The sequence below is a fragment of the Moraxella sp. CTOTU49803 genome (genome assembly GCF_032097965.1).
GTDB lineage: Bacteria > Pseudomonadota > Gammaproteobacteria > Pseudomonadales > Moraxellaceae > Faucicola > Faucicola tetraodonis.
Genome location: NZ_DAMCJP010000012.1, coordinates 1 through 20,141 on the forward strand (window position 1 = coordinate 1; position 20,141 = coordinate 20,141).

Annotated in this window: 17 protein-coding genes; 8 read left to right on the plus strand and 9 right to left on the minus strand. The window is 39.3% G+C overall.

What is annotated here, in order from left to right:
- Window positions 1-329: 329 nt before the first annotated feature.
- Window positions 330-725: a hypothetical protein gene (locus RT422_RS10400; protein ID WP_060994927.1), complete on the plus strand. Its 396-nt coding sequence runs from the start codon at window positions 330-332 to the stop codon at window positions 723-725.
- Window positions 726-1,387: 662 nt separating this feature from the next.
- On the opposite strand, the gene RT422_RS10405 is transcribed toward RT422_RS10400, so the two are convergent.
- The 4 genes from RT422_RS10405 to RT422_RS10420 form a co-directional block, all read right to left on the minus strand.
- Window positions 1,388-4,402: a DEAD/DEAH box helicase family protein gene (locus tag RT422_RS10405; protein ID WP_313422199.1), complete on the minus strand. Its 3,015-nt coding sequence runs from the start codon at window positions 4,400-4,402 to the stop codon at window positions 1,388-1,390.
- 10 nt (window positions 4,403-4,412) lie between these two features.
- A complete protein-coding gene (locus tag RT422_RS10410; RefSeq protein WP_313422201.1) occupies window positions 4,413-5,708 on the minus strand; it encodes a restriction endonuclease subunit S in 1,296 nt (431 codons plus the stop codon).
- Window positions 5,709-5,861: 153 nt separating this feature from the next.
- Window positions 5,862-6,782, minus strand: a complete 921-nt coding sequence (locus RT422_RS10415) for an Abi family protein (protein ID WP_313422203.1) — start codon at window positions 6,780-6,782, stop codon at window positions 5,862-5,864.
- Between the two features lie 55 nt (window positions 6,783-6,837).
- The gene (locus tag RT422_RS10420) at window positions 6,838-9,231 is read right to left on the minus strand and encodes a class I SAM-dependent DNA methyltransferase (protein ID WP_313422205.1); all 2,394 of its coding nucleotides are present in this window, start codon (window positions 9,229-9,231) and stop codon (window positions 6,838-6,840) included.
- A gap of 473 nt (window positions 9,232-9,704) precedes the next feature.
- Here RT422_RS10420 and repM point away from each other — a divergent pair, with 473 nt between their 5' ends.
- Window positions 9,705-10,808 carry a replication initiation protein RepM gene (gene repM, locus RT422_RS10425; RefSeq protein ID WP_227522718.1) on the plus strand — a complete coding sequence of 368 codons (1,104 nt, stop codon included), beginning with the start codon at window positions 9,705-9,707 and terminating at the stop codon, window positions 10,806-10,808.
- Window positions 10,809-10,900: 92 nt separating this feature from the next.
- On the opposite strand, the gene RT422_RS10430 is transcribed toward repM, so the two are convergent.
- Window positions 10,901-11,104 (minus strand): helix-turn-helix domain-containing protein, encoded by a 204-nt coding sequence (locus RT422_RS10430; protein WP_060994865.1) that lies wholly within the window; start codon window positions 11,102-11,104, stop codon window positions 10,901-10,903.
- Window positions 11,105-11,311: 207 nt separating this feature from the next.
- Here RT422_RS10430 and RT422_RS10435 point away from each other — a divergent pair, with 207 nt between their 5' ends.
- The 6 genes from RT422_RS10435 to RT422_RS10460 all read left to right on the plus strand — a co-directional run bounded on the left by RT422_RS10435 (window position 11,312) and on the right by RT422_RS10460 (window position 14,616).
- Window positions 11,312-11,590 (plus strand): hypothetical protein, encoded by a 279-nt coding sequence (locus tag RT422_RS10435; RefSeq protein WP_099808731.1) that lies wholly within the window; start codon window positions 11,312-11,314, stop codon window positions 11,588-11,590.
- A 150-nt stretch (window positions 11,591-11,740) separates the two neighbouring features.
- Complete coding sequence (locus RT422_RS10440; protein WP_060994415.1) at window positions 11,741-12,358, plus strand: AAA family ATPase; 618 nt, start codon at window positions 11,741-11,743, stop codon at window positions 12,356-12,358.
- Entirely contained in the window at window positions 12,359-12,727 is a 369-nt protein-coding gene (locus tag RT422_RS10445; RefSeq protein ID WP_060994414.1) for a hypothetical protein, read from the plus strand.
- A gap of 603 nt (window positions 12,728-13,330) precedes the next feature.
- Window positions 13,331-13,936 carry a recombinase family protein gene (locus RT422_RS10450; protein WP_060994412.1) on the plus strand — a complete coding sequence of 202 codons (606 nt, stop codon included), beginning with the start codon at window positions 13,331-13,333 and terminating at the stop codon, window positions 13,934-13,936.
- Between the two features lie 106 nt (window positions 13,937-14,042).
- On the plus strand, window positions 14,043-14,339 hold the full coding sequence (locus RT422_RS10455) for a BrnT family toxin (RefSeq protein ID WP_007115215.1): 297 nt from the start codon (window positions 14,043-14,045) through the stop codon (window positions 14,337-14,339).
- Window positions 14,311-14,616, plus strand: a complete 306-nt coding sequence (locus RT422_RS10460) for a BrnA antitoxin family protein (RefSeq protein ID WP_007115214.1) — start codon at window positions 14,311-14,313, stop codon at window positions 14,614-14,616. The genes RT422_RS10455 and RT422_RS10460 overlap by 29 nt, the downstream gene beginning before the upstream one ends.
- Window positions 14,617-14,967: 351 nt before the next feature.
- Here the strand turns inward: RT422_RS10460 and fhuB are convergent, their stop codons facing one another.
- The 4 genes from fhuB to RT422_RS10480 all read right to left on the minus strand — a co-directional run bounded on the left by fhuB (window position 14,968) and on the right by RT422_RS10480 (window position 19,945).
- Window positions 14,968-16,992 (minus strand): Fe(3+)-hydroxamate ABC transporter permease FhuB, encoded by a 2,025-nt coding sequence (gene fhuB, locus RT422_RS10465; protein ID WP_060996097.1) that lies wholly within the window; start codon window positions 16,990-16,992, stop codon window positions 14,968-14,970.
- Window positions 16,993-16,994: 2 nt separating this feature from the next.
- Complete coding sequence (locus tag RT422_RS10470) at window positions 16,995-18,020, minus strand: ABC transporter substrate-binding protein (RefSeq protein WP_313422210.1); 1,026 nt, start codon at window positions 18,018-18,020, stop codon at window positions 16,995-16,997.
- The gene (locus RT422_RS10475) at window positions 18,017-18,781 is read right to left on the minus strand and encodes an ABC transporter ATP-binding protein (RefSeq protein ID WP_313422212.1); all 765 of its coding nucleotides are present in this window, start codon (window positions 18,779-18,781) and stop codon (window positions 18,017-18,019) included. The genes RT422_RS10470 and RT422_RS10475 overlap by 4 nt, the downstream gene beginning before the upstream one ends.
- A gap of 96 nt (window positions 18,782-18,877) precedes the next feature.
- Window positions 18,878-19,945, minus strand: a complete 1,068-nt coding sequence (locus RT422_RS10480; RefSeq protein WP_313422214.1) for an SIP domain-containing protein — start codon at window positions 19,943-19,945, stop codon at window positions 18,878-18,880.
- Window positions 19,946-20,141: the final 196 nt, after the last annotated feature.

Sequence of the window (20,141 nt, forward strand, 5' to 3'; positions counted from 1 at the left end):
TTATAAGGCTTGATTTTGGTTTAAGGGGGTTTGGGGTCTCCCCAATAAGCACCCATTTTGAACGCAACTTTGTGAAGCGATAACTGGGGGCTTGGGGTTTCAAAAGGGGGTAAGCCCCCTTTGCCAGAACGCAGAGACAACTAATTTACGTTAGTAAATTTGGTGTCTCTGCATGTGCTGGCTATGTCGAAACTAGCCACCTTTTGTTATTATTTCTGATTTTAGCATAGCTAGCAAAAGACAGTAAAGCTAATATTTGCCCAAACCATCCTCTTCTGTTAGTATGGTGAGATTGATTTTCTGAGAAACATGTTTTATTGGAGTAATGTATGAGTAAGTATCTCAATAAATCTGCCGAACAGTTACAAAAAGAGTTGGCTGAGATTCAACAAGCATTGGAGCAAAAAGAGAAAGTAGAAATAGCGGCTATCGGTGCTATATTTAGTCGCTTTTTAAAAAGTATTGATGATGCAAAATCTGCTAAATATCACCTAAATATTATTGAAAAACATGCAGAAAAATCAGAGAAGAAGGCTTTAAAAATTTTAATAAACAAGTTAAAAACAATTAGAGATTTTGAGAGTTTAGAAAATAATTTACAACGAACTACGAATAACTCGATGCAAGATAATTCAAAAATACATCAAAATTTAGCGACTAATTCTATAAATAATCATTCAGATGGTTCGTCTATAAATCCAGAAACTAAAAATTTTAATTCATAATTTTCGACAGAAAATTTTTATTTATCTAATAAACTTTTCAAAAAATTCAAATAAAAATAATATTTTTTAATCTCAAAAAGTATGATTTTTTTATGTGAAAAAATAGCTTGTAATTCGTCGTAATAAAGATAATTATTTTTAGTTTTTATAGAAAATTTATCTATCAATTTGATAGAAAAATTTCCAAAAATCGTAGAAAATATAGTTAAAAAGGTATGCAGTTTTTTCTTTTTTATTCAAAAATTTGAGTAGAGATTTAATATATTTTAATTACTAATCGATGAGATTGATGGGATGGTTATAGACTACTTACGTTTCTCTTCTGGACTAAGTATTTTCTATTTTTAAGGATTATTTTTTAGTTTGCCTGTCTAAATTGGATGCAGTTTTGACAATAGTAGGTTGTGTTATTGTGGGTGATAGTTTTGGTATAGGGTGCGCCAATTTGATACATGATATTGCATTGTTGACAACAGATGCTTGAATCGTATACTCGGGATTTTTTAATAATTGAGCCCAATTGTTTGATAGTGATGTGGTAAGTTTGGCATAGGGTGATAATATGATCCAGTAAGTCAAAGTTGTTACTAGGTTAATAAAAAAAGATTTGAATCATTAAATTGTTCAAACCTTTTTTTCACTATGCAATAACTTTTACAAATTTATTTTGATAAGTCTGATAGTGATTTTCTATCAACTACTTGTCTGAGATTACTCAAAAATGCAAGTTGAAAGGCTTCATCTTGGATAAAAAGTTTGTAAAAATCGATTTCTTTTTTTCGGTCCTCGACAATAATATCTTTGACCAGTTTTTCAAATTCTAGGTTGCGATGTTGTTCATCTTTCGTGGTCAGATACTTCTGTTGAAAGTCAGGATGGTCATAAATTCGTTGTGCTAAGTTGATAAATTTCATTCGTTGTTCTTCTGGCGTAATATGCCAACTTTTAAACCATCGCTCATTAAAATCTGCGATGATTTTATCTAGGTTGTTGGTTTTTGCTTCAGTATGTACGCCAATCACGTTAGGGTTGCTCGGGTCGATAACCGCTTCTTTTTCGTCTAATGTTATCTTTGAACCTAAAGCCGTTCTTTCAATCGCATAAGTATTTAAATCAATCGATTCTAACAAGTCATCGATATCATCATCTTCCTGGGTGCGAATGTTAAGCTCAGGAATTAATGCTTTTAATAACCAAAACAATCGCTCCCATTCGATTTTGTTAAACGGCATAATGGATGCAAGACGGCTATAGAGTTTGACAAATTGTTTGGCTTGCATTTTAAATTCGATTTTTGCGTCATCGCTAAGTTCTAGCTCATGGTTAAAGCGTTCTGCCAAAATATTGATTTTGCCTTGCAAGGTTTCCATACTGGCACCGCCAAAATAGGCTTCGGCATAGTCAATGACTTCATGGGGTTCATAAACGCCTACCGCATCCAGTTCAGTTTTGATATCGCTAAGTATATTGACATCGGTCGCTTGGCTTAGGGTGGTGACGGTAAAGTATTTATCAAATGCGGATTTGATATGTTTTAGCTCATTAAAAAAGTCCAACACAAACAAATCTTCGGTTTTTTTGTCGTACTTATTCGCCGAGCGATTGAGCCTTGACAGGGTTTGCACTGCCAGTACATCTCGCAATTTTTTATCGACATACATGGCGGTAAGTTTGGGTTGGTCAAAGCCTGTCAGATATTTATTCGCAACGACCAAAATTCGGTAGTCATCGCTATCAAATTTTTCTTTGGTTTTGCTATCTTCAAAGCCGTTGATTTGGCTCTCGGTGTAGCCAATGCCGTCCACGATTTTTTCACCACTAAAGGCTATCATGGCTTTAAAGGGATTGCCTTTTTGCTCTAATAAGCGGTTAATCGCTTGGTAATAACGGATTGCCATTTCGATATTTTGTGTGACTATCATGGCTTTGGCATGACCTTTTAGGCGTTTTTTGGCAAAAATATTGCTGATAAAGTGATCAAGCATGATTTCGGCTTTGACATCGATGGTTTGCTGTTGGCGTTCGACATACGCTTTCAGGGCTTTTTGTGCCTTGTTAGAATCAAATGCTGGGTCATTTTCGACCGATTTTTGAATCTCGTAGTAAGATTTGAAGGTGGTGTAATTGCGTACCACATCCAGAATAAAGCCTTCTTCAATGGCTTGCTTCATGGAGTACAGGTCAAAGGGAGTAAAGCGACCGTCGGCTTGTTTTTCGCCAAATTTTTCTAGGGTGCTGTCTTTTGGGGTAGCCGTGAAAGCAAAATAGCTGCCATTGCCCCGCATTTTGCGTGATTCCATTGCCTTTATAATGCGGTCTTGGTTATCGTCCATATCACCATCTTTTTCGTTATCGGTATCAATACCCAAAGCGGTATTCATGCCATCGTGAGCCATTCCGCTTTGTGAGCTGTGGGCTTCGTCGATGATAATAGCAAAGTTCTTGTCCGCCATTTCGCCAATGTCGTCTAGGATAAAGGGGAATTTTTGAATAGTGGTGATGATGATTTTTTTGCCGTTTTCTAGGGCGTTGCGTAGGTCTTTTGAGCGTTCGGCATGGGCGATAATGCCTTTGACTTCGCTAAACTGCTTGATATTGTCTTTGAGCTGTTTGTCCAAAATTTTGCGGTCAGTCACTACAATCACCGAATCATATAGCGGCTGTTCTAGCCCTTTCGCCCCTTTTGCTTGTTCGCTGTGCGGATAGGCTTCTATAAGCTGATAGGCAAGCCATGTGATGGAGTTGGACTTGCCCGACCCTGCGGAATGCTGAATCAGATAGCGTTTGCCAACGCCATTGCCAGCGACGTCTTGCACCAATCGCCTTACCACGCTCATTTGATGGTAGCGGGGGAAATACAGGGTCATGTCGCCAAGATTGGGCTTTTTGATGTCGGGATTATCACAGCCTAATCGCACAAAATGGCTGATGAGATTAACTAAGCTGTCAGGCTGTAACACTTCGTTCCAAAGGTATTCGGTGTTAAAGCCGTTAGGGTTGGGTGGGTTACCTGCGTTGCCGTAGTTGCCTTTATTGAACGGTAAAAAGAAGGTATTTGCCCCGTTTAGCCGTGTGGTCATGTAGGCTTCTTGGTTGTCTAGGGTAAAGTGGACAATCGCTCGGGCGAAGTTAAATAACGGGTCATCGGGGCTTCTATCTTTTTTGTATTGTTCGATGGCATTAAAACGGGCGGTTTGGTTTTTGTGAGTGCTTTTAAGTTCTAACGTGATGATAGCTAGACCGTTTAAAAAAATGACCAAATCCACCGAATTGCTGTTATGTCGGCTATAGCGAACTTGGCGGGTAACGCTAAAAATATTCTGTTGATAGTTGTCACGGGCGATTTGGCTAGAGCTTGCTAGGGGCTTTGGGTAAAGAAAGGTTAAGTTGGCGTTGTCCACGTCCAAGCCTTTTTTGAGTATATGCAGTATGCCGTATTTTTTGATGGTGTTGTTTAGGCGGTGGATGATGGTTTTTTGCCAGTCTGGGTTGTGTTTGGCGATGGTGTCTAGGGCGGTTTGTTGGCTGTTATGCAGAAATTGCCAAAAATAGTGGCTGTCGATGGCTTGGATTTTGTCAAAGTCGGCAGGGTTGCCTTGTTGATAGCCGTTAGCGGTTAGGGCGGTGACGATATGGTCTTCAAGTTCTTTTTCGCTAAAGTTGGTAAGTTTCTGCATGGGTGGCTCGTTAGATTTTTATTTTGCCTGTGACAGCTTGATTAATTAGGATGTTTTTGTATTCTTTTAGACGGTGGATTTGGGTTTGATAGCTTTGGATTGTATCGCTAATTTTACGATTTAAATTTTCAACGTATTCAATTATTTGCTGTTGCTCACTCATTGGTGGTAAAGGAAATTGATAATTAGCAACAAAATCGGTTGGAACTCGCTTTTGACCTGCTGAGCCTGTCATCATCGCTTCACCCAATGTCAAAAAATTTGAAGAGTGAGTAATTAAGTACAGGTAATACGCTTTAATCCTTTTACTTGCTCGCAAGACATGAAATTCTGTTGAGCCATATCCAATTTCGGTTTCTAATTTATCTAGTAATGCCCCTTTGCCATTCTCAAAACAAGGGGTAATTTTTGCTAAAATTACGTCATTTTTCTTAAATGCGGTAAATCCTTGTTTTACTTCTCGAATTGGTTTTAAAATTTCACAGTCAATATCGCCATTTGAAGAAACTTTTTCCATTGGTAGAAAAGTTACTTTTTCATCGAGTTTATAATTTGATAAATCTACTTTAGGGCTTATTTTTGCAATACGTTTTATTGATACCATTTCCCAATGTTCTGGAATATCGCCTATCCATGCCACGCCACTATCTTTCATAGGTGCGTTGGGGTTTAAGCCTTTAGTGACGGCATTTTGAATGACGATTTGTTTATATTCATTGAGTTTTTCAATTTGCTGTTGTTTTAGAGCAATCGCTTGGTCAATTTGGGCGGTTTTTTCAGCTAAAAAAGAAACTATCTTTTTTTGAACTTCAATATTTGGATAAGGTACAACAACGTCACCAAATTTATCAAAATATAGTCGTAATCGCATATCCATAATGCCACGAGAATGTCTTTTTAACTCAGACGTACATTGCGGTGAGCGAAATAACAAATGATAAAAAATACCTTCAATTGGCATTTTTGGCTTTAAAACGTCATATGCTGGGCTAGTAACGCCGTCATAATCTGATAAACCAATTGCCCCCATCCATGCCAAAAGCTTATTTACAACAATATCGCCTTTTTCTACAATCAAATAGCCGTCCGTTGTCGTTGCTCTATTACCCCTTTCTTCAAGCTCTTTTCTAGGTTTAACTCCAATATCCGTATAAACCGAAAGCAACTCGCAATCATTATTTTTTGGGGCGAATTTCATCACCAATCGAAAAATATTTTTAACTTTTAACAAATCCCAGTCGCTTGGAATTTTCCCTAACCAATCCACACCGCTGTCTTTGTAACTCTCATACTTTGCATAACTCATTGAATTTACAACCATTGAAAATCTAATACATATTTGACAAAATATAGGTAAACCTATATAATTAGCCCCAACAACTCCCCAAGTTCTTGCCCATTATGGGAATAACAAGTCTTGGGGCTATCTATTTCTAGCGAACCAAAAATTTTAAAATCGCTATCGCCATAAGCGCCACGCTTTCAAATCCGCCAAACTCATCGACTTTGGCAAGCCAAATTGCTCCAAACTCACTTTATTATTGCTCATCTGCGGAAACTCATCCAACGTATCTAAAAACCGCTGTCCCCAAGTCGAATTTGGGCAAATAAACGTTAACATCCGTTGCATTAGGCAAAAGTAGAGCAACACCTTGGCAGGGTCAAACTTTTGAAACTCTGGCTCCAACCCCTTTAGCGACGCTTTAAATACCACATGGCGATTCCATAAACGCCCATGATGTGCCGAGATATTGCGAATCAAATTGAAGGCGTGTAATTGAGTTTCTAACAATTTGGCACTGGGCAAGCGATAATATCTAGCAATCGCTTCTTTATCCGTCCGTCGCATGATTTTATACAAAATCGACATCGCCCCAAAATCCCACAGCTCACACCCTGCCCAAACGGGAATATCGTGATAATACTGCTGATGATGTTTGACAAAATCGCTGTGTTTTTCTCGAGCTATCACCGCTTCATAACGAGCCACCCAATCGGCATGCCTGACCTTATCATCAAAATACTGTTCATCTAAATGGGCTAATGGGTCAAATGAGCCAAGCCTATCGGCAATTCGTACTCGCATAGCCACTTCGATTCGCTCCAACGCATCCAATGCCAACTGACGCAGTTTTTTATCGAACATATACAAGGCTTTGATGTCTTGAAAATGGCTGTTTGGCTCAAACGCATTATCGACTGTACCGTCTGGCATCACTTGGCGAAACACATACGCATAACCGCTCAACCGATAGTAGCCAATTGTTCGTAGATAGCCCAATGCTTTTTTATTATCATCAACAATTAAGCCACGCTGTTTATAGGTATCTAACTGTTGTTGTACCGTTTTATAAGGCTTAGGCGGTAACTTGGTGGGCATAAATTTCCTTAGCACAAATCAAAAATATCTTTGCATTATAGCAAAGTCAGACCCACTAACCGCCCAAAATATCTCGAATCAAGCCATCTGCCTCTTTATCTAGTTGCAACAGCTCACTTGCTACCTCATCCAAGTTTCTCAGCGGTCTATGCTGATAAAAATACTTGTTAAAGCTAATATCATAACCAATCTTGATACTTTCCATATCTAGCCATGCCTCGCTCACATGCGGTCGTACTTCTGCCAAAAAGTAATCGTAAATACCTTGATTGAGCGAGATTGACTCGCTATCTCGTAATTCGCTACTGCTTTCATAAATCACATACTGGTCGGGCTTGGCATTCTCAACACCCACATCTTGGGCAGGATAATACCCAAAATCGGCTAATTGCTCAGGCTGACAGCCAAATCGCTCGCATAAGGCTTGGATTTTATCGGCTTTTAATGTAGTGATAGATTTAATCACTTTTTCACCTGTTTCATCATACCAACTGACCGCATCAAGAATTTGTTTTCGCTCATTGTTTTTAAGCTTAATATCGTGCGTTTTAAGCACGTTCTCGACCTTTTTGGTAAAAAGATTAAAGTCGGTATATAAAACATCTCCTAGAGCTTCCCAGAGCGTTTTAGCATGGTTCATGATGGACACTTGGTTTTGCCAAGTCTTAATATCAAGAATTTTTTTGCGTTGAGCCAAACTTAAGCCCATCTCTTCAGATTCTGCCCATTTTTTTAAATCGTTTTTGTACTTGGTATAAAACTCAGCTTGATAAACCTCATCGCCATATTGTTCATATAGCGTGTTCATAGCATCGCTTAGGCTATTATCAAAACGCAACTTGGCAATCGACTCGGCGGTAAACTGAGCGTGACGACGGTCAGGACGCTCGATATTGACCTTATGATAGCCAAAATCTTGATTGGCAAATACTTGACTAGCAATGCCTGTTGGCTCGCCTTTAGCATCCAACTGCCCACGGATGGTTGCCATATCAAGATAAGTTTGGGTAATCGTGGCAATATCTTGTGGGCTAAATTCGCTATTTTTACTGCCTAAGTTCTTTTTGAGCTTGCGATACATTTGACTGGCATCAATCAGTTGGACTTTGCCTTGACGTTCGCTTGGCTTATTGTTGGATAACAGCCAAATGTAAGTGGTGATACCTGTGTTATAAAATAAATTGTTCGGCAATTGGATAATTGCGTCAAGCCAATCATTTTCGATAATGTGTCGGCGGATATTACTTTCACCACTACCAGCATCACCTGTGAACAAGCTTGAGCCATTATGCACTGATGCAATACGAGAGCCTTTTTCCCCTCCCCTGCTCGATTTCATCTTGCTAACCATTTCCATCAAAAACAATAACTGCCCATCACTAGAGCGTGGGGTTGCATCTACTACTTGTGGATTACCCCAATAATCGTTTAAGGTAACGATAAACCGGGTATCAGAAACGGTTTTGCCGTCGGTATCATAGATATTTTTCTTCTCTCCTGCCCAGCTTTTACCATATGGTGGATTGGACAGCATAAAATCAAATTGCGTACCTGCAAATTCATCGGTTGATAAGGTTGAGCCAACCCGAATGTTTTCTGGGTTGTCGCCTTTAATCATCATATCTGATTTACAAATGGCGTAAGTCTCATCATTGATTTCTTTGCCATACAAAAATATGGTGCGTTGCATATTGTCTAGCGGGTATTTTTCGTGAATGAAGTTTTCAGATTCGGTCAGCATACCCCCGCTACCACACGCTGGGTCATAAACGGTTAATGTTTTAGGTAGTGTATCTTTGATTGGGTCAAATACTAAATGCGTCATTAACTCAATGACTTCTCTTGGGGTAAAGTGCTCCCCTGCTTCCTCGTTATTTTCTTCATTGAATCTGCGAATCAGCTCTTCAAAAACATAACCCATTCCTAAATTACTAAGAGCAGGCAGCAATTGGTCTTGTGGGTCACGTTGCTCAATTGGTGATAAATTTAGGTAGGGTGAAACGAATTTCTCTAAAACATCGAGTAGAACGTTTTTATTTGCCATATGGCGAACTTGGTCAAGTAATTTAAACCGCACTAATATGTCTTTGACGTTAGCACTAAAGCCATTTAAATACTCCTCAAAGTTGGAAAGTAGCAATTGCTGATTATTGCTGGCTGATTCCTTGAGTTTTTTGAGCGTCCATTTGTTAGTATTGTAAAACACAAAACCTGATGCTTTGCGCAAGCCATCATCATCAAATTCAGTTAATCCTAAATCCTTTTTTTGAAATTCAACTTCTTCAAGAACGGCTTGTTTGGTAGGCTCAAGAATACTATCAAGACGGCGTAATACTGTCATAGGTAAGATTACATCACGATATTTACCACGAACATAAACATCTCTTAAACAGTCATCTGCAATTGACCAAATAAAAGAGACCAATTTGTTATGTACAGCATGATTCATGAAATTAACTCATTGTCTAAAATTGACCAAGTATAATGAATTTATGCCTCACTATGTTAGAGAAAATGAATTTCATATATGGACAACCATTTACAATAATTTATTTTTTAGTCCATATATTATTGATTTCTAAAATATTTTATTTATACCACTAAAATTTTATTTATATACTCACTATGTTAAAGAAAAACGGTACAAAAACTTATTAAATATCAACAATCTTTTATTTTATTAGTAGTTTTTTTATATAATTTAAGAAAAAAAGGTTTTTATTACATTTTAATTACTTTTAATACCTTTTAGACTGCTGTGATTCTTATCCAGCAAGGCTTAGAGCCCTCATATGTGGACACTCATTTACATATATGTGGACACTCATTTACATATATGTGGACAATCATTTACATATATGTGGACACTCATTTACATATATGTGGACAAAAATATATTTGACTATATATTGAACTTTTGATATGTTGACAATTCAAATTATAAGTAATGATGAAATTAAAATGTCTAATCCAAAAAATAATCAAAATATTTCCAAACAAAACGAATTAGACCTTTCACTCAAGAATAAGCAAAAAGTATCGCCTAAATCTAATCAAAATCTTGTCGTTAAATCAAATCGTTTGAATGAAGCCTTGCAAACATTAAGCTTGCCAGAACTTAGAATTATTCAGCTTGGCATCGTCGATGCCAGAGAGACAGGGACAGGATTACACACAGATAAACCATTAAGAATTGATGGTAAGCGTTATTCTGAAATATTTAATACGACCTTGCAGAATGGTTATATTTTAATGAAACAAGCGGAAGAGACACTTTTTAATCGTAGATTTAGTTTTATTAATAAGGAAGGTAATATTGTAAAAAGCCGTTGGATTCAGCAGATTGAGTATTTAGATAACCAAGGAGCTATAAATATTTGTTTTACAAAGGCGGTTGTAGAAGCAATTACTCGCATTGATGGCTTTGAGGATTTTTTTACACAATATTATCTTGAACAGACTGCACAACTGAAAAGTGTGTACTCTGTACGATTATATGAATTACTTGTTCAGTGGAAAGTAGCTGGTAAAACTAAATTATTTGAAGTACAAACTTTCCGTAGTCAAATGGGGGTTGAAGATAGCGAATATAAAATTTTGGCAGACTTTAAAAAGCGTGTTCTAATGCCTTCTATCAAGGAAATTAATGATAAGACAGATTTGTTAGTAGATTTTCAACAACAAAAGAAAGGGCGGACTGTTATAGGGTTTAAATTTTCTGTAGAGCTAAAAGAACGTCAATTAGCCAATGACGCGAATATAAAGACGGTAAACCATTGTGTATCAGAGCAGTCCAGTAAAAAAAATCATCCTAGCTGGGTAGTAAAAGGTTTGACTGATAGTCAAATCAATAAAATTGCCATATACGCTGAAGAATTTACTACTGCCAACAGTAAATTTATGTCTCCGAGTTTTCGAGGTGGCTACAAAGAACTTATCGACAGTTGGAGACCTATGCTAAAAGACCCTGAAAAAGTGAATGACTTTCAGAAAATTCAGGAGTTACTTGAACGAAAAGTAACATAACAATAAATTTTTAATAAACGTACAGTACGTGTATTTTTAGTTTATTTTAGTGCTACTAATAATGTTTTTTAAAATTAAAATAAATGTTTTTATTAATCGTCTGAGATGATGAACAGATCGTTTGGCGTGCAATCAAGTAGCTTACATAGCTTTTCAATGGAATCAAAATCAATGCGAGTGGCTTCATTGTTATAAAGTCGATATAGAGTTGAGCGAGCCAAATTAGTTCGTTTTTCTGCATCGCTCACTCGCATTCCTTTTTGAGCAAATAATACGGGTAAGTTAAGTTTTAACATAAAATTCCTATATGTAGATAAAAATTTATTGCAAGTAGAAAATAATTCGGGTAATATGTCCTACATATAGAAAATATTTTTCTTTAAGTAGAAATTATATTTTTATATATAGGTAATGAATTGGCATTATTTTAACATATTTTGTGGTAGGACAGTCGCAACTTTGAATATTCTTTCAATCATGGATTAAATCATAAGGAGTTTTTCATGCTAGGTGTCAATGCAAAACATTTAAACAAAATGTTAAAAGCCCAAAAACAAATCAGCCAACAAGCTAATCGCTTATCTAACCGATTAATCAGAGAGTTAGAAGTGCAAAATGGCTTTGGTCTTGCAAACTTTTTAGAAGTTGATAGCAATTTCGATAATTTTACCGCTATTCGAGCTTGGGTACAAAGACAGATGAATAAGGGTTTTGGTAATGATTCGCTAGATTTTGACGAGTTGAAGCGCCAACTTTTTGAATTAATACCTGAAGGGACATAAATCAAAATTCATTTTAAAATTTATAATACCTGTATTTTAATCTTTAAATACAGGTATTTTTATTTTATAAAATATTTATATTTGGCTAATTATTCACTTACTATAATCTTTTTCTTGATGTAAAATACCTTAAAAATAGGAGATTAAAAAATGGCAGTAATTTTTACTATCGCCAATCGTAAGGGTGGTGTTGGGAAAACAACTTTAGCCACCAATTTGGCAGTGGCGCTCAGCAACAAAGGCAAGTTGTTATTGGTCGATGCGGATGAACAACGTTCGGCTTTTCAATGGAATGAACATCGGGAAAATAAGTTAGATGTCATAACCGTTCATGCCAATCTTTTGGACACCTTAGAACCATTCAACGATAAATATGATTATATCTTGATTGATGTCGCAGGTCGGGATTCTGAGATTTTCCGAGAGGCATTATTAGTTTCTGACAAATTAATTGTTCCCACGCAACCCAGTTTGCTTGATTTGGAAGTAATTCCCTATATTGCGGATAAAGCCCAAGCGGCAACCAAAAAGAATCCTGCGTTAAAGGTTTTTGCTGTAATTAACAAGGCTTCTGCTAATCCAAAAAATAACGAAGTCAACCAAGCGAAAGAGTATTTGACAGATTTTCCTATCCTAAAATTGATTAATACAGTTATTCATGACCGTAAGCAATTTCGAGATGCGATTATTGAAAGTCTTTCAGTGTCTGAAATGGGGAGTAGCAAAGCAAAAGATGAGCTTAATGAGTTTTTAATTGAGGTGTTATAAATGACGGAAAATAGATTTAAAAAAGCCCGTGAACAAGTGGATTTTGTACAAGATGTTAATTCTGATACGCAAGACACCATAAAGGCAGTCGAGAAGGTTATAACTCGCAATAAAAATGAAGTAGTTATTGAGCCAAATAGCCTTACGCCCAAACAACGCTCTCGCACCAGGCATGGGCGTAATATCTCTGTGCCATTGTATGTTGAAGAATTGGAGATTATCGAAGCAACGGTCGGTAAATTATCTGAACAGCATGAAGTTTCTGTTAGTAACTTTATTCGTCAAACCCTGTTAAATCGTTGCCAAGAAATCTTGGGACAAAATAAATATGAAAAACTCAATGCGGTAAAAAGAAATGTCGTAAAATAAAAACATATAAAATAATCTTATATTGAGATAAAAATACAGGTATTTTATATTTAAAATGCGTTTTTAATAAATGTTTTATTTTTATTTCCCTTTTTTGGCATCTTGCACCACCTTATAAACCGTTACCCAATTCACCCCAAATTGCTGAGCAATATTCGTTGTTGAATTTTGGCGGTCGCTCATCAACTGGCGGATCATCTGTTTCTCTGACTCTTTTAATTTCTCAAGTCATCCATCCATTCGCCCCCTTTCAAATTCTGCTAAGGAAGCAAATAGATGAAAGGTCAATTTACCAGAAGTCGTACTGGTATCAAAATTTCTTTAATCGACACCAACTCACAATCCATCTCTCGCAATTGGGTGACGATATTAGGGGTCTGCACAGAATTCGGATCATATAGCACGCTAAAGAATTTTGTCGAATTTTGTTACAACAAAGCGTCTATTACTTACGTAACAATCCCACGAAAAACAATTGTTTTTCGTGATTTTGTATATCAGCGCCAATTCGGCGCTTTTTTATCATGTTTATTTCATGATAAAGCCATAGTTATCTAAATATGATAAGATTGGGTAATTATCTTTTATCGTGAGAATTTTACCATGAGTTTAATTGGTTATGCCCGAGTGTCAACTTCTGAAGGGAAGCAGTTACTCGATCGTCAAGTTGATGCGTTAAAAGAAATTGGCTGTGAACGAATTTTTGAAGACAAGGCATCAGGCAGTAATTCCCAACGTAAAGGATTGGATGATTGTCTCAACTATTTGCGAAAAGGGGATGTGCTTGTTGTTTTGGATTTGGATAGGTTAGGGCGATTAGCCAGTGATCTTATAAAGTTGATTGATGAACTCGCTGAAAAAGACATTGGCTTTAAAGCCATCAATTCACCGATGGATACCACAACCCCTGCAGGTCGGGCGTTTTTACAAATTCAAGCGGCGTTTGCCGAGATGGAGCGTAATATCATTCGTCAACGGGTGAAAGAGGGGATTGCGGCTGCTAGGGCTCGGGGGCGTAAAGGCGGCAGACCTAGAATTATGACGGCTGAGAAACTTCGTTATGCTCAGCATCTGATGCAAGACCAAACCAAAAGTATTCCTGCGATTTGCAGGGAGCTGGGTGATATTCCCAGCAGTACGCTGTACCACTATGTGACGGCGAAAGGAGAGCTTAAAAAGGCAGGGTTAGATTTGTTAGCACATGAATAATTATCAGTAAGCATGAGCAAGTTATCTTGACGATTTGGCATTTTACTACTAAGATTTACAAAAATGTATTTACAATACTAAATAGATTGATTTAAAGTAGGCTTAAATGAATTTCTGTTGGGATGAGAACAAGGCTGCCAGTAATCTTGAAAAACATGGCATTAGTTTCGATGAAGCCATGCTCGTATTTGCTGACCCTTTTCTTTTGATGAGCCAAGATAGAATCGAGAATGGTGAGATGCGATGGCAGAGTATTGGAGAAATTGAAGGCATTGCTGTTATTCTGGTTGCCCATACTTGGTTTGATGATGACGGTGAGGAGTATATCCGTATTATCTCAGCCCGTCCTGCAGATAAAAGGGAAAAGAAACGTTATGAGCAAAATCGTTACTCGAAGTATTGATTTAACCAATCCGCCTAAATTAAGCAAAGAAGCAAAGGCTCGTCTTGCTAAATTAAATGAGGCAGACATTGACTATTATGATATCCCACCGTTGACGGATGAATTTTGGGCGAACGCTGTTAGCAATCCGCTTTATAAGCCAACCAAACAAATCGCCACGGTACGCATAGACAGTGACGTATTGCTATGGCTCAAGTCTCAAGGCAAGGGTTATCAAACTCGGATGAATGCTATTTTAAGACAGGCGATGTTAACTGAGTTGGCAGAAACGCATTAGTCACCTACGATATCTGCTAACCCAAGTTTTTGTTTTAAAGGTAAATTTATGGGTTTGTTAGACGCTATTTAATAGACAAGTTAATTGACAGAAATAGGGGCGATTTGCCCCTGTTTTTTTGTGGAAATTGAAGTGTCTAAAAAACCGACGTTTTTTAGACACCTTGACCTTTATCAATTTTAAAAATACTCGACTAAATTCCTTAACGTACTATTTTCTCCGAATTCTGTGCTGATCCCAGTCTCAACTGTGAGCGTAGTTTGAATAGTAGTTTGCAATTTGTTAATTTGGCGTTCATTGCTCTGTTATTAAAAAGATTATGAACAGGTTCTAACCCCTAATGAGCTAGATTTAAGATGTTTTTCTCATCAACCACATAAAGTACACACCACCTATGATAGCTGCGATTGTGCCTGCAGGGATTTCATAAGGGAAAATCACGTACCGACCCAACCAGTCAGCCATTACCATCAAAATTGCCCCAAATAACATACTAATCGGTAATTGTTTATTAAGATTAACCGCCCCAAAATAAGTTGCCAAGTGTGGTATCATCAGCCCCACAAAACTTAACGGACCAACTGCTAGGGTAGTCGCTGTACTTAAGCCAGCAATCACCAACAAGACAGCCATATCTGCCATCCGAATACCAAGCCCTAACGACCTGGCGACTGAACGCCCTAGGCTCAATAATCGAAGGGGTTCAATTAATAGCCAACCGCAAGTGACTAAGATAATGGCAAAGCCGATAAGCCACCATACGGTTTCAGGTCGGGCACTATACGTTGTGCCAGATAGCCAACTTAATATCGATTGGAGTCTTGGGTCGCCTGCCAAATTGATTAAGCTTAGGACACCATTCATCAACGCTCCTATCGCCACCCCAACCAAAATTAAATAATCCGAGCTTAATTTTTTAGACAACATTAAAATTAGCCACAAGGTTGCCAATGCACCCACAATACCACCGACAAAAATACTACCCAATGCCAGTGGCAAGCCTAATAACGAGGCAATCAGTAGATAAATCAGCACCCCCACCGCAGAGCCAGAGCTGATACCTAGCACTTCAGGGCTTGCCATCGGGTTTCGGGTATAAGATTGAATCATCACACCTGCCGTTGCCAGCATAATTCCTGTGGCAGCCGCACTAAGCGTTCTGGGTAAGCGAAATTGATAAATCATCTCGCTATCCCATGATAGCCCCCAACCGCCCGTATGGATATTTTTGGTAAACCCCAATGCCATCATAATAATGACAAACAATGCCAAACTTAAACCTACATAAGTCATGGGAGTAATGGCTCGCTGGCGATAGTGGGTAAAAGTCGCCGTATCACCGAGCGTTTGGTGACGCTGCCGTAAAATCACCCAAATAATCAAAGGTGCACCCAAAATACCTGTGATTGCCCCCACAGGAATCACCACAGGCATTTTCTGCATGAGCATCATCACCACATTACTGGCAAACCATAACAGCCCACCACCGAGCAAAAACCCCAATACCAACCGACTGGCTAACTGTCGTACCCGACTGATATTAACCAAAGTTGCCGCACCCAGCCCCACAAAGCTTAACACCCCAACCTGACTGACAACCAAAGCCACCAGTACCGCCACCAGTACCAATACCAAAGCTCGTATCGTGGAGATAGGCACACCCAGACTTTTGGCTTGGGTATCATCCAAGCTCATCAAGCTAAGTGGTTTGAGCAAAGGAACAACCAAAAGGGGTAGAGCGATTGTAGTTATCGCAAGCAACTGGGTACTTTGCCAACCAAGTTGAGATAGCACACCCCCACCCCAAACCATGACACCCAAAGATTTTTCCGAAAAAAATAACATCATTAATGAGGACAAAGCTGAAAAGAAAATATTGATAATCAAGCCAGACAAAACTAAAACCACAGGGTTAAAACGGCTTGGCATTGCCATCAGCCACACCAGCCCCATACTCATAAGTGAGCCAATCAGTGCCACCCAAAAATTACCATACAAGCCAAGATTCGGCAAAAACAAGGTGACAATCAACAGTGCCATTTGAGCACCGCTACCCACTGCCAATGTGGTATCCGAAGCCAGTGGATTTTTTACCAGTTGTTGTAGTAACAGACTGGCAACCCCCAGTAGCCCACCTGCCATGATAGCTACTAATGTGGTGGGTAATAGCTTGAGCTGTGTGGCTAACTCCTGCACGCTTAACTGTTGGCTTGCCGTAAACAGATGAGCAATAGGGGCATGCCATAATTGAGCGAATAGATAATAACTACTAGCAACAATCAGCCCAAGCCAACATATAATGCCAACAAATTGCTTAACAAAAGACTTATTCACAACACGGCTACGGGTATTTTGGGTGATAACGCTTTTTTTCATTTTTACCCCTTTGGCTTGGTCGTGTTTGACAATGGTGGGGATGACAGGTTTGGCGGTGCCACGCCTTGTAAGGGCGTTTGGCTTAAGTGGTCAGCAAATTGACGCATGGATGCGATACCCCCACCATATGACCAAACAGGGTCTATTATAGCCATACACCGCTTATGACCAAAGCCAAGTTGTTGCCATAGCACGCTTTTATCAAGTTCGGCTTGTAGCATATGACTAAAGGGTTTTATCACTATCAGACAACTGTCGTTCTCAAGTTTTGCCAATTCTGCTAACTCAATATTACTAAAGCCCCATTTATTGCCTTGATGAAAGTTGACAAGCGATACGCCGAGCTGGTCAGTTGTAACTTTAAATAGACTATTGTCAGCATACAGACGTAAATGCCCTGCATCCGCAAACTGTACGATTGCCAATTTTTTGATATTAGGATAACGATGCCTAAATTGCTGTCCTTGCTGTTGTAAGACCTGCTGACTTTGGGTAAGGTAAGTCTGTACTCGTTCATTGCCTTGTGGGTTGCCAGCATCTTGCAGGATTTGACCCAGTGCTATGGTAGCCGTAGCAAAGTCTTGCCAAGTAGCAACATCTCCTTTGGCTTTAAAAAGCACTGACTTGGTAGGCACACTGCCATACATCGGGCGGATATGCTCATAAAAAAAGTTATCAATCACCAAATCGACATTCAGTTGTGCGATAAGCTCTGGGTTGGGTTGATAACGAATACCAAGGTCAATGGTCTGCTTGGGTAGTGGTTTTCCCATCCATTGCTCATACATTCGCAAGTCGCCTGTGGCAATGGGTGGATAGCCCAAAGCTGTTAGTTCGGCGGCAATTCCCCAATCAGGGGTCAGAATGCGTGTTGCTTGTGTCGTATGCACAGAGGCAGGCGTATCGCGGGTGGCAGTGGTCGTGTTAGAATGACAAGCGACTAGACCAAAGCCCAGTAAAACAATGCTAAAACAACGGCTTAACTGAGCCAATCGATTATGGGTCGTGTATTGGCTGGTTTTTGTCATAAGATTGCCACCTTGTAGTCATGTTCAGGGTGGTCAATCAAGCGTAATGACACCCCAAATATCGACTCAAGCACCGCTTGGGTCATAGTATCTTGCACGCTACCAAGATGACAGAGCTTACCGTCTTTAAGGGCGATGATATCATCACAAAACTGAGCAGACAGATTGATATCATGGATAATCAATACCACGCCCAATTCACGTTCTTTTGCCAACTGACGTAATAAACGTAAAATTTCGACTTGATAGACAATATCCAATGGGGCTAAAAGTTCATCAAGTAGTAGATAGCGGGTTTGCTGTGCTAATGCCATGGCAAGCCATGCCCTTGCTCGCTCACCGCCCGACAACGATGCAACCGTCTGTGTCGCTTTATGCTGAATTTGGGTTTGGTGCATACTGTGTTCTACAATATCTCGGTCGGCTTGGACGGGCTTACTAAGCCAGCGTTGCCAAGGGTAACGCCCCGACATCACCAGTTCTTCCACGGTAAATGCGTGGGTCGCAGGTAAATTCTGCGGTAGATAGGCGATTTTTCTGCCCAATGCCTTACCGCCTAATTGTCGTAAAGGCGTATCATCAACACGGATATCACCGTGTGAAGGCAATATTTCACCTGCCATCAATTTGATGAGTGAAGATTTTCCAGAGCCATTTTGACCAATAAGGGCATACAGTTTGCCTTGGGCAATATCACAGGAAATGTCTTCAAGTATGGGGGTATTACTTTGTTGCCAAGCGACTTGATTGATTGTCAGCATCGAGTATCTCGTCTAAATTTTAAGAACTTTGTTACAATGAATAACGCTGATTAATTATTAGCGTTAAAGTTAAGAATCTGCCATAGCGATGCTCTATCATCGCCAATAAACTTTTAAAACCATCTGTTGTCTATTCATTGCTAAGGCTTGTTGCAACCAAGGTCTTAGCGTTTTGACCAGTCCTGCTTGCAGTCCGCCCCACACGCTGTCAAAGGTCATCTGTTCATCCAGTAATTGCTGAATATGTCCTTGTATGTCATGGCTAGCATAATGATTTATTTGAATTAAGCGATAAGGCGTGGCACTTGTACTGTGTGATAAATAAGCCTGTTCGGTGGCATTGTGGGTCATGACCATCACCACAGGTGGGATAGGATTTTGCCATTGCTCAAGTAACCGTGCCACAGTTGGTAACGATGTTTCATCCGCTATAAGCAAAGCTTTGCCATCATGTAAATGATGAACATGCTCGGCAAACTCTCGCTGGGTGGTGATGGTGTCGCCAAGCTTGCGAGATGTCGCCCAACGACTGCCAAGATTATCACCATGCACATAGACATCTATCCAAACTTGAGCATTTGATGTGGTTTGGGTGACTTGGCGAAGGGTGTAATAACGGTGTGGTCGGGGTCTGCTATCTTTGGTGTTATCAATCAATGACTCATCGATATCAAATAAATACGCATAGCCTGCTTGGTCAATGACTGTATCGTTTGGTGCAGTTAATACCATGCGATACATATTCTCGGTCACAAAAAACCCTTCTAGAAACGTAAATTTTCGCTCTAGCGTCTGAATTGGCAATCTACCGAGCTTGCGTTGACTACGCTCTAGGACTTTGACATACGCCATCATCAAATCTTCTAATTGCTCAATGGGTTGGTCAAAATCCACCCATAAGCGGTGCAAAACAGGCAAGGGCTTTTCTTGGCTTGGCGTATTGGCTATGGCGTTATGAGTGGCGAACTGGCAGACCTTCATCTCAAAGCCATGGTGATAAATCTGCTCAACCGACACAGCAATTTGCTGAGATAGCCCACCCAGCTTGGCTTCGGCTATCGTCCGTAAGTCATGGGTATGCTCATCATTAATGTGCGAAATAATGTCTGCTAAAAAAGGGGTAATATTAGGGTCACTGATAGGTGTAGGTGGCAATGTTTGCATAGTAAGATATTTTTGATTCACTGATTTAAAATCTGCTAAAACCCTTTATCATCTAAGCAGATAACGTTTTTGGCATAGCGTTGCATAGGGTTTTGAAAATTATAGTAAAAACTGAATTATAATGAACAAGGTCATTCATGGTGAGCCTGTCGAAGCATAGTGACCGCCACCCTTCGACAGGCTCAGGGCGAGCGGT

Excerpts from the sequence above, each read along its gene's own strand:
- RT422_RS10445 (WP_060994414.1), top strand. The coding sequence starts at position 12,359 with ATGACGGAAAATAGATTTAAAAAAGCCCGTGAACAAGTGGATTTTGTA.
- RT422_RS10470 (WP_313422210.1), bottom strand. The coding sequence starts at position 18,020 with ATGACAAAAACCAGCCAATACACGACCCATAATCGATTGGCTCAGTTA.
- RT422_RS10460 (WP_007115214.1), top strand. The coding sequence starts at position 14,311 with ATGAGCAAAATCGTTACTCGAAGTATTGATTTAACCAATCCGCCTAAA.
- repM (WP_227522718.1), top strand. The coding sequence starts at position 9,705 with ATGTTGACAATTCAAATTATAAGTAATGATGAAATTAAAATGTCTAAT.
- RT422_RS10430 (WP_060994865.1), bottom strand. The coding sequence starts at position 11,104 with ATGTTAAAACTTAACTTACCCGTATTATTTGCTCAAAAAGGAATGCGA.
- fhuB (WP_060996097.1), bottom strand. The coding sequence starts at position 16,992 with ATGAAAAAAAGCGTTATCACCCAAAATACCCGTAGCCGTGTTGTGAAT.
- RT422_RS10440 (WP_060994415.1), top strand. The coding sequence starts at position 11,741 with ATGGCAGTAATTTTTACTATCGCCAATCGTAAGGGTGGTGTTGGGAAA.
- RT422_RS10455 (WP_007115215.1), top strand. The coding sequence starts at position 14,043 with ATGAATTTCTGTTGGGATGAGAACAAGGCTGCCAGTAATCTTGAAAAA.
- RT422_RS10420 (WP_313422205.1), bottom strand. The coding sequence starts at position 9,231 with ATGAATCATGCTGTACATAACAAATTGGTCTCTTTTATTTGGTCAATT.
- RT422_RS10450 (WP_060994412.1), top strand. The coding sequence starts at position 13,331 with ATGAGTTTAATTGGTTATGCCCGAGTGTCAACTTCTGAAGGGAAGCAG.
- RT422_RS10410 (WP_313422201.1), bottom strand. The coding sequence starts at position 5,708 with ATGAGTTATGCAAAGTATGAGAGTTACAAAGACAGCGGTGTGGATTGG.
- RT422_RS10415 (WP_313422203.1), bottom strand. The coding sequence starts at position 6,782 with ATGCCCACCAAGTTACCGCCTAAGCCTTATAAAACGGTACAACAACAG.
- RT422_RS10475 (WP_313422212.1), bottom strand. The coding sequence starts at position 18,781 with ATGCTGACAATCAATCAAGTCGCTTGGCAACAAAGTAATACCCCCATA.
- RT422_RS10400 (WP_060994927.1), top strand. The coding sequence starts at position 330 with ATGAGTAAGTATCTCAATAAATCTGCCGAACAGTTACAAAAAGAGTTG.
- RT422_RS10435 (WP_099808731.1), top strand. The coding sequence starts at position 11,312 with ATGCTAGGTGTCAATGCAAAACATTTAAACAAAATGTTAAAAGCCCAA.
- RT422_RS10480 (WP_313422214.1), bottom strand. The coding sequence starts at position 19,945 with ATGCAAACATTGCCACCTACACCTATCAGTGACCCTAATATTACCCCT.
- RT422_RS10405 (WP_313422199.1), bottom strand. The coding sequence starts at position 4,402 with ATGCAGAAACTTACCAACTTTAGCGAAAAAGAACTTGAAGACCATATC.